Below are 11,099 nucleotides of genomic sequence, written 5' to 3'. Positions count from 1 at the left end.
CTCGTTAAATTTTTCGCGCCTAACTAACTTTGCGTTTTGTCTTACGGGTTTGTGACTGCTTAATTTTGGCCACAAACTCATCTCTAAAATGTTTAATAAAACTTTGCACTGGCATAGCGGCGGCATCACCTAGAGCGCAAATAGTTCGGCCCATAATGTTGCCAGCGATTTCATCCAGCGTATCTAAGTCTTCAAGGTTGCCTTCGCCACGATTGATCCGCATGATCATACGCGACATCCAACCAGTCCCTTCGCGACATGGCGTGCACTGGCCACAAGATTCCTCGTAATAAAAGTGAGCGATTCGAGCTAACACTTCCACCATATCAGTGTCTTCATCCATGATGATGACGGCGCCAGAACCTAGCATTGAGCCAGCTTTTCCGATCGCATCATAATCCATGGTCAGATCCATCATGGTTTTCGCCGGTAACACAGGCGCACTCGAGCCCCCTGGAATAACCGCTTTGAGTTTTTTACCATCCTTCATGCCGCCGGCCATTTCGAGCAAGTCTTTAAAGGGTGTGCCCAACCCTATTTCATAGTTCCCAGGCTTATTGACATGGCCCGACACCGAGAAAATTTTGGTGCCACCATTATTCTCTTTACCTAATTCTAAAAACCACTGTCCGCCTTTTTCTAATATCACCGGAACTGAAGCAAAGCTTTCCGTATTATTAACGTTGGTTGGGCGACCAAATAGTCCATAGTTTGCAGGGAATGGAGGTTTAAAACGTGGCTGCCCTTTTTTGCCTTCAAGCGATTCTAAAAGCGCGGTTTCTTCACCGCAAATATAAGCGCCGGCACCAATATGACTGTGCAAATCAAAATCCACGCCTGATTGCAGGATGTTTTTACCCAATAATCCCGCCTCGTAGGCTTCTTTAAGCGCCTGCTCGAAACGCTCAGTCGGCTCATAAAACTCGCCGCGCATATAGTTATAACCAACCGTTGCGCCCATGACGTAACCGCCAATCGCCATGCCTTCTATAAGCTGATGTGGGTTGTAACGTAAAATATCGCGATCTTTAAAAGTACCCGGTTCGCCTTCGTCCGAATTGCACACCACGTATTTTTGCCCTGGCGCGTGCTTTGGCATAAAGCTCCACTTCAAGCCAGTGGGGAAGCCGGCGCCACCGCGACCGCGCAGTGCTGACAGTTTTAATTCTTCTATAATTTCTTCAGGAGGCGTTTGCTCGGCTAGGATCTTACGCCACATAGCATAGCCGCCAGCCGACTCATAGGTCTTTAGCGTCCACGGCTTATCGAGCTGTAATGTCCTAAAGCAAACTTCATTCGCCATATCAGTGTTTATCCCGAACCTATTTCAATTCATGAATAAGGTTTGCCACCTTATCCACGGTTAAATTTTCATGGAACTGCTTATTCACTTCGAGCATTGGCGCACCGCCACAGGCGGCCATGCACTCCACTTCTTTTAGTGTAAAAATACCGTCTTCCGTGGTTTCGCCAGGCCCAATTCCAAGCTCATCTTTGAACCACTTTTTAATATCTTCGCTACCAGCCAACATACATGACACGTTGGTGCACAAAGAAACCACATATTTACCTGCTTCCTTTAAGCGGAACATGGAATAAAAAGTCGCGACTTCATAAGCGGCAATTTTTGGACAACTTAGATATTCAGCCACAGCATCCATCAACTCTTGAGTCAGGTAGCCATGCTCTTCCTGAACGATCGTCAATATAGGAATTATCGCTGCACGCTTGCGCTCTTCTGGATATTTACTTACCCAGTTAGCAGCTTGCTCCAGCGCTTCTGCGCTGAGCAGTTCCTGTAATTTTGTCGTTTCTGAGTTTGTCATAGTTTTCTTATTACTCGTCACTTGCTCATCACTAACGATCAATTTCGCCAAAAACGATATCTTGTGTGCCGATTACCGCCACCACATCCGCTAACATGTGCCCTTTGACCATTTCGTTCATCGCCGCTAGGTGCGCAAACCCCGCAGCGCGAATCTTTACTCGATATGGTTTATTAGCGCCGTCGGATACTAAGTAAATACCGAACTCACCTTTAGGGTGTTCAACCGCGGAATAAGCCTCGCCTTCTGGCACACAATAACCTTCGGTGAATAACTTAAAGTGATGAATTAACGCTTCCATATCATCCTTCATGGTTTCGCGGTTCGGTGGCGTGACCTTGTGATTATCCAGCATTACAGGGCCTGGGTTTTTACGCAACCACTCGATACACTGGCGGATTATGTGGTTAGACTGGCGCATCTCTTCGATACGAACCAAATAACGATCATAACAATCGCCAGTTTTGCCTAATGGAATATCAAATTCTAATTCGTCATACACTTCGTAGGGCTGCTTTTTGCGCAAGTCCCAAGCAACTCCAGAACCTCGCAACATAGGGCCAGAGAAGCCGAGTTGCAAAGCACGCTCAGCTGGCACAACACCAACCCCCACCGTGCGCTGTTTCCAAATCCGATTGTCCGTTAATAAGCCTTCGTAATCGTCGATACAGCCTGGAAAGCGTTCTGTAAAATCCCACAAATAGTCCAACAAAGAACCTTGGCGATCAGCATTTAATTCTTCGGCTTTTTTCTTATCGGTGAATGGGGATTCTTTATATTGCGGCATGCTGTCGGGCAAATCTCGATAGACCCCACCTGGGCGGAAATAGGTCGCATGCATCCGCGCGCCACTAACTGCCTCATACGCGTCCATCAAAGCTTCGCGTTCGCGGAAGGTATAAAGAAATACCGTCATGGCGCCGATATCCAAGCCGTGTGCCCCTAGCCACATTAAGTGATTTAGGATCCTCGTAATTTCTGCAAACATCACACGAATGTATTGCGCACGCTTAGGCGGTGTAATCCCCATCAGCTTTTCAATCGCCATCACATAAGCATGTTCATTCGACATCATCGACACATAATCCAAGCGATCCATGTAGCCGATGCTTTGATTATAGGGCTTACTTTCGGCAAGTTTTTCGGTGGCGCGATGTAACAAACCGACATGCGGATCGGCGCGAACCACTGTCTCGCCATCCATCTCTAAAATTAACCTCAAGACACCGTGCGCCGCTGGATGCTGTGGCCCAAAGTTAATCGTATAGTTACGAATTTCAGGCATCGCGACCTCCCTGCTCAGGAGCGGCAACATACACCGTCTGCTCTTTATGCTTTCGGATTACCCGTGGGACTAGTACTCGTGGTTCAATCGATACCGGCTCATAAATGCAGCGATTCTGCTTGGCATCAAAACGTAATTCAACATTGCCAATGAGTGGGAAATCTTTTCTGAAAGGATGTCCGACGAAACCATAATCGGTTAGTATGCGGCGCAGATCAGGATGTCCAGTAAATAAGACACCAAAAAGGTCGAAGGCCTCACGTTCATACCAGTTGGCACTGGCCCAAATATTAATAACAGAAGGTAGCGTAGGCCGGTTTTCCTCTACAAAGCACTTCACTCGAAGGCGCTGATTAAGGCTGATGGAAAGCAAATGGTAGACCACAGCAAAACGCTCACGTTGCCAAGGTTGATTCACCGCCTGTGACTCTTCCCGACCGCGACTAAAACCAACGCCGGTAGCTTCGGTGGTTGCCCATTCATCTTGGCCATAAGTCTTGTAATCGACCACGGTTAGATCAATCAGCTGTTCAAACGCCAATTCATCATGATCGCGAAGCTTGCGGCAAACATCCAATAAATTCTCTTTACTGACCTCAATCGTCACTTCGCCAAGAGCTTCTTCATTAGCAATCAAAGCATCCGTAAATACGTCGTTAAGTTGCTGTTTTAAAGCTTCAGGCATTAGTCACCTCGCTGTCAGAACCTTGCCTAGTGTCGCTAGCATTAGTGCTATTGTTTTCTAAGTCACGGTTACGACGACTATTTCTGGCAATCACGGTCTGACGCTTAATTTTATTTTGTAGCTGAATGATACCGTATAGCAAAGCCTCTGCTGTCGGCGGACAGCCTGGGACATAAATATCCACAGGGATAATGCGATCACAACCACGTACGACTGAATAGGAATAATGATAATAGCCGCCGCCGTTAGCGCACGAGCCCATTGAAATAACCCACTTCGGTTCTGGCATTTGTTCGTAGACACGGCGCAAAGCTGGCGCCATTTTATTGGTAAGAGTTCCCGCCACAATCATAACATCAGACTGACGAGGGCTTGGTCTAAAAATAACACCGAAGCGATCCATATCATAACGAGCAGCGCCGGCATGCATCATCTCAACCGCACAGCAGGCAAGGCCAAAGGTCACTGGCCACATAGAGCCTGTACGCGCCCAGTCCAGTAAATCCTGAATACTGGTGGTTACAAATCCATCGCTATTTAATTTATCCTCTAAACCCATGCCTTACTCCCACTCTAATGCGCCTTTTTTCCATTCATAGGCAAAGCCGATCAATAACAACAATAGAAACACAGCCATCGTGGTCAAGCCAAACCAACCTATTTCATCTAACACTACGGCCCATGGAAACAAGAAAGCGATTTCAAGATCAAAGATGATAAAGAGAATGGCGACCAGATAAAAACGCACATCGAACTTCATTCGAGAGTCTTCAAAGGCATCAAAACCACATTCGAAAGGTTTGTTTTTTGCTTCGTTTGGTTCGCTGGGACTGGCAAAATAGCCGACCAATAGTAAGCCAACCCCAAATAGCAAGCCTATCAGGATGAAGACGAGAATTGGTGCATATTGTTCTATCATAGATCTATTATTTTGCCTGTGGAATTAACTCTAACTTGTTATAAATCAATCATATTTAGGCATTCTTATGGAATACCTTACCAGTAGATTTTAACTTTGGCTAGTGATGTTTTGTTGCTTCACAGATTGTGCAAAGCTTATCTTATAAGCACCGCTAAATACGCCACATATCAACAATTGCAATAGATACTATAAGATTTTACATTTTGTGATATCGGTCACTTTTTATTGCAAATATGACTCATTGTTTTATTATGGGTAATCGGGGGACTCAAGGAATTGGATATGTTTGACTCTTTACTTCAGTTTATAGGAATAAAGCCAAAGCCAAGGGCTTCAGTGGTAGCCTCAACAAAACCTATTACCTCGCATAAGGTCGAAAAGAAGAAAATCCCTGTCCATAAACTTGCTAAAGGCATGACGGTTATTGAGTTAGATAGACCTTGGACTGAAATCCCTGTCCTCTTCCAAGAAATAACCATCGAATCCGATAAAGAAATCGCTCTTCTGCAAAAGTATTGCCAATACGTTTATATTGATTACCACTCTTATAACACTATCTATGCAGAGCAACTGCGCCAGCGCAAGCGTACCCCTATATATAAAAAGCCTAATCTAACGCCTCAGGAAGCTAGTGCAAAACTGCGAGAAGAGATGCCTAGGGCAAAAAAAACCTTCGATAAGTCGCAGAAACACATTAATAAGCTCATGGCTGATGTGCAGCGTGATAGTAAGATTGATATAGAAGGCTCTAAGGAGCTGGTTTCGAGTTGCGTAGACAGCATTTTAAGTAATGAAACTGCACTATTCTGGTTATCAAAAATCAAGAATAAAGATGAGTACACTTCGGAACACTGTGTGCGAGTGGGGATCCTAGCCATCGCCTTTGGGAAGTATTTACAACTACCACGCGAACAGCTCGAAATGCTTGGCTTATGTGGGATTTTGCACGATGTTGGAAAGATGAAAGTGCCGCAGCATATCCTTAATAAAGAAGGGCCTTTAACCCCCGATGAATACAAGATTGTTAAAGAACATACCGTCTTAGGATACGTTTTCCTAAAGAATCACGGTGGCATTGATGAGCAAGTTTGTACTGCCGCATACAACCATCACGAGCGCCTCAACGGTAACGGTTATCCACGCAAAGCGAACGAAGAAGTGTTATCTCAGTACGACAGAATTATTGCCATTATCGACAGTTATGACGCTATGATTAGTGATCGTTGCTATCGTAAGGGTATGTCGCCATCGAGGGCACTTAATCAATTGTATAAAGGTAAATCTGAGCTCTACGATGCTGAGCTTGTGAAACAGTTTATTCAAATGGTTGGGGTCTATCCTGTAGGCAGCTTAGTAGAAATGAATAATGGTCAAGTAGGTGTGGTGTTATCGGTAAATGAACACAGCAAACTAGAGCCTGTTGTTGAGCTCGTAACGGACACTGAGCGCAACTTGATCAAACCAGTCTCAATAGATTTAACTAAACACCCCAAAGACGAAGATGGTCAGTCACTAAAAATAAAACAAACTTTAGCAGACAATGAAGTAGATTTTGACCTTGAAGCCTTTATCAACGGTGCGGCCTAATTTTTAATAGCTCTCCTTTACAAAAATATTCTAATCCCCGACAGAACCTACAATAACGCCACTCACTGGATTGTACTCACAGCGCTATTGCTCTAGAGTATGGACTTTTAGTAGTCACATTTGATTGATATGCCATCAAACTCTGTACAATACTTAGATTATCGAGCGCCGCTTTGGTGTCAGAACCAACACCTACAATCGCTATTAGCGAGCTTTAAACTTAGACGTTCACGCCTAAAGAAAAAAGCTAGAGCTCTCATCAACAACTGCCAAGAGCACATCATTCAGTGCGAAGACGGCGTGCGCCTGCAGAGTTTTTATACCCCATCTAAATCGAATCAAGCGGATCGTAAACCACTGGCTATTCTTATTCACGGCTGGGAAGGCAGTCATGAGTCCTTATATTTGCTATCTGCGGCAAACACGCTTTACCAACTAGGTTACGCTGTCGTAAGGCTTAATTTGCGCGACCATGGCAGTAGCCATCACCTTAATCCCGACTTATTCCATTCTAATCGACTAGATGAAGTGGTGCAGGCGGTACAAACCATTCAATCGAAATATAAGCCTAACAAAACCCTTCTTTGTGGCTTTTCTCTAGGCGGGAATTTCGCGTTGCGTGTAACCAACCAAGCGAACGCATATAACATCCATCTCGACCACACCATAGCTTTTTGCCCTGCATTAGATCCAGCCGATGTTTTAATTAAACTTGAAACCAGTTGGTCTTTATACATTCGTTATTTCATGCTCAAGTGGAAACGCTCTATCCGTAAAAAACAAAGTATCTTCCCTGATTTATACGATCTCGAAGATGACTTACAAACAGACTCGATGCGTGAATTAACTGAAAAGCTAGTGAAGTTTTATGGTGAGTACGAGACTATCAACGATTATTTCGATGGCTATAATATTTGTCACGACAGGCTGAATAATATCAATACTAAAACGACGATCATCATGAGCCAGGACGACCCAATTATTGATTATCGGGGCATCTATACACTCCCTGATAAGCCTCATATCCACAAATATCTCACCCGACATGGCGGACATTGCGGTTATGTTAAAAATCGTCGGCTAGAAAGTTGGATGGATGATATTATCGCGAAAGAAGCGCGAGCTCTGCTATCTGAACCCGCGCCGCGCTAAATAAAGAGAAAGAAGAGAAAGGGAAAGAGAAAACTGCCTAATAGTCTTCTGGCGCCGTCGAGTAAGTCACATCGACGGAAATGGTAACGGTCTCGCCTAAACCTACATCAACCGTAGCTTCGATATTTTGCCCTGTCGTGGTAAGACTTGAACAATTAGATACTGGCGCACAACTGATCGCGTCAATATTCAAACCTACTGGAACGGTATCAGTAACTGATGCCCCGATTACATCTCCGGGGCCATTATTAGTCACTGCAATAGAATAAGTGCGTGTCGCTCCGGGCTGGTAATCCCCAAGAGTATCACTTTTCGTTACCTGTATATCTGCTACACAAGGATAACGACCCGCCGCAGAGGACTGTGAGCCCGCAACACCACTGGTTGCACCATGTGGCTCATTACGAGTGGTGGTAGTTCCACCGGCACCCGCGCTTAAATTTACGCTTGGAGTTCCAGCACCCGGCGAATAGATTAGGTAACCACCACCTCCACCGCCACCAGGGCCATGCATACCATTGGCACTGCTGTCTACAGGCCAAGCATCCCCGCCTTGTCCACCACTGATATCCACAGTAACACTGCCTAAACCCGATGTTGCAGTTAACGCGACACTACCGCCGGCACCCGCACCGCCACCACCATCGTTTTGAGTCGACTGGACACCATCAGCTCCGGCTGCGTTAAGCGTAAGACTACCGACGACGATGTTAGCTCTTATGATGATAATACCGCCTCCGGCACCACCGTGTGGCTGACCACTATTGTTGGCCAAGCCAGCGCCACCGCCGCCACCCATGACAATACTTGACAAAGACGCAGGAAAACTCGCTCCGCCTAAACCACCGACATTCTGTGTAGCTGGATCTAAGTTCCAGCCAGCACCACCATTACCACCGTTGCTAACGTTAGCGCCACCGCCACCACCAGAGTCATTACCCGCGTTACTCCACTCATTACCGCCACCACCTGCGTTGCCAGGCGCACCACGACCATAATCACCACCAGGGTAACCATCCGCATTGGAAAGCCCGTTAGTGTCAATAACAAGTGTACCGTCAAAAACATATTGCGGTGTGCCGGCGATACCTTCGCCTTTACTAGAGTGACGCAAGTTAGTGCCGCTATTATTGTTAGCTTCTGTATCTACATAAAAGAAACGGCTAGTGGCGTCAGCAGCAAAACCTGTACGGCGGTGTGCTCCACCTCGGAAACCGAGCCCACTGACATCGATAGTACCGCCCGCACCATTTAGTGTGTTCGCCACATCAATTGCGACCACACCACCTTTGCGTCCATCCCACGGCGCAGCAGTGACAGTACCACTGATGTTAACATTATTATATTGTGGAACTTTTATCACTTGGAATCGGCGTTGTCCTCGAGTCAAAGTAGCGTTAGCGTTGGTATAACTGTAAGTCAGCCCTTCACTTAAAGTTACACTTGAGCCAACCACCGAATCGACTCTAGCAAACTCATACCTCCCAGTTTGATTAAGGGCTGTGTAGCCTCGCCCTGAGGTGCCACCACTACCATAAGCGCTCGAGTTAGCTGAATTAAATTGGGCATCCTGCATTTGCATGATGATCACCAAGTCACCCGCAGCTAAAGGGTTTATAGCACCACTCGAGGCACCAACAGTTATAGTCGTAGACCCAGCTGAGGCACTGCTGGCTCCTTCGTAGTACGTATTGACTACCCCAGAAATAGACTGATCGCCATCGCTCGCAGGAACCGCACACATGGCAGCTTTAGCTCCAGAGGCTAGGAATAAGCAAGTAATAGCAAAAAAAGTTATCAAGCGCGCAACATTTTTATTGTTCATATGAGTACCAAAAATACGGCAAAAAAGTTTGATTTGCCGATAAATTCATCATTTTCAATCAAAACTTATTATAGCCTTCGATACCTTATAAACAATCATCTAAATAAAATTTAACAATCATAAAAAAACCGCCCGAAGGCGGCTTTATTAATCTTATCAATGTTTAGTTCAGTGCCATTAACTCGATACGGGCAGCGGTGCCATACAAACTGGCCGCGTCGCCTTCAACGCTGCCTTCTGGGTTCACCTTAGGCCATAAGGTGCGCAGCTCGAGCAATAACTGCTTTGTGCGCTCAATATCTTCCGCCGCCTGCTTCTGTTGTTCAGCCGTCAATCGATCTAAACGCTCAATCGCAATTTCAGTAAAACCGTAAGCGTCTTGATACTCGTGTACATTAACGATGGCGCCTTTCTTAACGCCAATCGCATACTCATCAGCCGCAGTTCGAATCATTTGGCTAATACTTATCAAGGCCTCTTTGGCACTCTTGCTTGCAAGGTTTTCGCTACGATCGATGGCTTTAAGCAAAGCTGAGTAAGCACTATTCACAGCCTCGTCACCTTGCTCATTGTTCACGGCATCTGCTAGCGCTGACAACTCTTTTGCAAACCCGCTTACTCCACGAGCTTCAAATACTGGCTCTAAACCTGCATACAATTCATCTTTTGGGTGTTTCATGTGTGTTTTCGCCATCGCTAAATGACCTTCTTGATACAGCTTAATACCAACCCATAAATGCCCGCGTATTAAGCCTAATCGTGCTAAATAAGCGGCATTATCTGTGCGTAAGTCGGCTTTGGCTGAGCCTTCGCCCTCGCCACCCTCACCTTCACCGCCTTCGCCCTCATTCAGCGCTGCAGCAGATACACTCATCATCGAAGCAGATGCAGAAACAGAATCAAACGCCTCTTGTCCATTGGCACTTGCGGCCGTCACGCTGGTTGCTAATAGCGCCGTACCAACACTCATCCAAACTTTACGCTTCTCAAAACTTTTACTCGACATAAGATTACCTTTCGATACTCGATATTGATATACTGTGCATAGTTTCATAAATGCGAATAATTCTCAATAGCACAATAGCAAAAAGTTGAAACACTATGATTTTACAGATCCAAAATGCAGTAGAGCCGGCTACGTTGGCTGCTATCACTGAAGCCCTTTTGCAGGAGCCTTTCACCGACGGCCGCGACACTGCTGGACGCGCTGCTAAGCAGGTCAAAAACAACCGTCAATTACGGCTACGCGGCGAAAAGCCTGCTGCACTTTTTATGTTATTAAATCACCTTAAAAAGAACCGCCTGTTTCAAAGCGCTACCTTTGTAAAGCAATTCACAAACGTTATGGTCAATCAGTATCAAGCCCAACAAGAATACGGCCTTCATGTGGATGACGCTCTTATGGGCCAGGTTCGTACTGATATTTCTTTTACCCTCGGCTTAAGTGACATAAACACTTTTGAAGGTGGCGAGCTTGTTATCGAAGATATGACCGGTGAACGGAGCTGGAAACTCGGCTCGGGCGATCTGCTGCTTTACCCCAGCCATTATTTACATCGGGTTAACCCGGTCCGCAAGGGCCAGCGTCTGGCTATGGTTGGTTGGATTCAAAGTCATATTCGTCATCCTCATCAGCGCGAGCTATTGTTTGATTTAAAATGCTCAATGCAAGAAGAATTTGATCAGCGCGGCAAAACACCACAGTACGATCGATTAAGTAAAAGTTACAATAACCTGCTACGTGAATGGGCTGATTAAGAGTTATTACATAGTTCACCCTAGCCACTTAAGACAGCCATAAAAAAACCGCCCGAAGG

Annotated in this window: 11 protein-coding genes; 3 read left to right on the top strand and 8 right to left on the bottom strand. The window is 45.8% G+C overall.

Annotated elements, in window-relative coordinates:
* Window positions 1-19: 19 nt before the first annotated feature.
* From nuoF to ndhC, 6 genes are read right to left on the bottom strand one after another with little or no spacing between them, the layout of a single operon-like run.
* Window positions 20-1,303: an NADH-quinone oxidoreductase subunit NuoF gene (nuoF, locus tag DL796_RS05060; RefSeq protein WP_110200566.1), complete on the bottom strand. Its 1,284-nt coding sequence runs from the start codon at window positions 1,301-1,303 to the stop codon at window positions 20-22.
* A gap of 19 nt (window positions 1,304-1,322) precedes the next feature.
* Window positions 1,323-1,877, bottom strand: coding sequence for an NADH-quinone oxidoreductase subunit NuoE family protein (locus DL796_RS05055; RefSeq protein ID WP_227592972.1), 555 nt, complete (start codon window positions 1,875-1,877; stop codon window positions 1,323-1,325).
* Window positions 1,858-3,111 carry an NADH-quinone oxidoreductase subunit D gene (locus DL796_RS05050; RefSeq protein ID WP_110200565.1) on the bottom strand — a complete coding sequence of 418 codons (1,254 nt, stop codon included), beginning with the start codon at window positions 3,109-3,111 and terminating at the stop codon, window positions 1,858-1,860. Before DL796_RS05050 ends, DL796_RS05055 begins: the two co-directional genes overlap by 20 nt.
* A complete protein-coding gene (locus tag DL796_RS05045) occupies window positions 3,104-3,796 on the bottom strand; it encodes an NADH-quinone oxidoreductase subunit C (protein ID WP_110200564.1) in 693 nt (230 codons plus the stop codon). The genes DL796_RS05050 and DL796_RS05045 overlap by 8 nt, the downstream gene beginning before the upstream one ends.
* On the bottom strand, window positions 3,789-4,355 hold the full coding sequence (locus DL796_RS05040) for a NuoB/complex I 20 kDa subunit family protein (protein ID WP_227592970.1): 567 nt from the start codon (window positions 4,353-4,355) through the stop codon (window positions 3,789-3,791). Before DL796_RS05040 ends, DL796_RS05045 begins: the two co-directional genes overlap by 8 nt.
* Window positions 4,356-4,358: 3 nt before the next feature.
* A complete protein-coding gene (gene ndhC, locus DL796_RS05035) occupies window positions 4,359-4,715 on the bottom strand; it encodes an NADH-quinone oxidoreductase subunit A (protein ID WP_110200563.1) in 357 nt (118 codons plus the stop codon).
* Between the two features lie 285 nt (window positions 4,716-5,000).
* Between ndhC and DL796_RS05030 the strand changes: the two genes are divergently transcribed.
* Window positions 5,001-6,305 carry an HD-GYP domain-containing protein gene (locus DL796_RS05030; protein WP_110200562.1) on the top strand — a complete coding sequence of 435 codons (1,305 nt, stop codon included), beginning with the start codon at window positions 5,001-5,003 and terminating at the stop codon, window positions 6,303-6,305.
* Between the two features lie 129 nt (window positions 6,306-6,434).
* The gene (locus DL796_RS05025; RefSeq protein ID WP_110200561.1) at window positions 6,435-7,457 is read left to right on the top strand and encodes a YheT family hydrolase; all 1,023 of its coding nucleotides are present in this window, start codon (window positions 6,435-6,437) and stop codon (window positions 7,455-7,457) included.
* A 37-nt stretch (window positions 7,458-7,494) separates the two neighbouring features.
* Here the strand turns inward: DL796_RS05025 and DL796_RS05020 are convergent, their stop codons facing one another.
* Both DL796_RS05020 and DL796_RS05015 read right to left on the bottom strand, forming a co-directional pair.
* Window positions 7,495-9,282, bottom strand: coding sequence for a DUF11 domain-containing protein (locus DL796_RS05020; protein ID WP_110200560.1), 1,788 nt, complete (start codon window positions 9,280-9,282; stop codon window positions 7,495-7,497).
* Window positions 9,283-9,445: 163 nt separating this feature from the next.
* The gene (locus tag DL796_RS05015; protein WP_110200559.1) at window positions 9,446-10,288 is read right to left on the bottom strand and encodes a hypothetical protein; all 843 of its coding nucleotides are present in this window, start codon (window positions 10,286-10,288) and stop codon (window positions 9,446-9,448) included.
* Between the two features lie 95 nt (window positions 10,289-10,383).
* Between DL796_RS05015 and DL796_RS05010 the strand changes: the two genes are divergently transcribed.
* Complete coding sequence (locus DL796_RS05010) at window positions 10,384-11,040, top strand: Fe2+-dependent dioxygenase (protein WP_110200558.1); 657 nt, start codon at window positions 10,384-10,386, stop codon at window positions 11,038-11,040.
* Window positions 11,041-11,099 lie beyond the last annotated feature (59 nt).

Origin of the sequence: Kangiella spongicola (assembly GCF_003194565.2) — a bacterium.
Lineage (GTDB): Bacteria > Pseudomonadota > Gammaproteobacteria > Enterobacterales > Kangiellaceae > Kangiella > Kangiella spongicola.
The sequence above is the reverse complement of the archived record's forward strand: the minus strand, read 5'-3'. Positions and strand labels throughout refer to the sequence as shown.

Excerpts from the sequence above, each read along its gene's own strand:
- nuoF (WP_110200566.1), bottom strand. The coding sequence starts at position 1,303 with ATGGCGAATGAAGTTTGCTTTAGGACATTACAGCTCGATAAGCCGTGG.
- DL796_RS05050 (WP_110200565.1), bottom strand. The coding sequence starts at position 3,111 with ATGCCTGAAATTCGTAACTATACGATTAACTTTGGGCCACAGCATCCA.
- DL796_RS05045 (WP_110200564.1), bottom strand. The coding sequence starts at position 3,796 with ATGCCTGAAGCTTTAAAACAGCAACTTAACGACGTATTTACGGATGCT.
- DL796_RS05040 (WP_227592970.1), bottom strand. The coding sequence starts at position 4,355 with ATGGGTTTAGAGGATAAATTAAATAGCGATGGATTTGTAACCACCAGT.
- ndhC (WP_110200563.1), bottom strand. The coding sequence starts at position 4,715 with ATGATAGAACAATATGCACCAATTCTCGTCTTCATCCTGATAGGCTTG.
- DL796_RS05030 (WP_110200562.1), top strand. The coding sequence starts at position 5,001 with ATGTTTGACTCTTTACTTCAGTTTATAGGAATAAAGCCAAAGCCAAGG.
- DL796_RS05025 (WP_110200561.1), top strand. The coding sequence starts at position 6,435 with ATGCCATCAAACTCTGTACAATACTTAGATTATCGAGCGCCGCTTTGG.
- DL796_RS05020 (WP_110200560.1), bottom strand. The coding sequence starts at position 9,282 with ATGAACAATAAAAATGTTGCGCGCTTGATAACTTTTTTTGCTATTACT.
- DL796_RS05015 (WP_110200559.1), bottom strand. The coding sequence starts at position 10,288 with ATGTCGAGTAAAAGTTTTGAGAAGCGTAAAGTTTGGATGAGTGTTGGT.
- DL796_RS05010 (WP_110200558.1), top strand. The coding sequence starts at position 10,384 with ATGATTTTACAGATCCAAAATGCAGTAGAGCCGGCTACGTTGGCTGCT.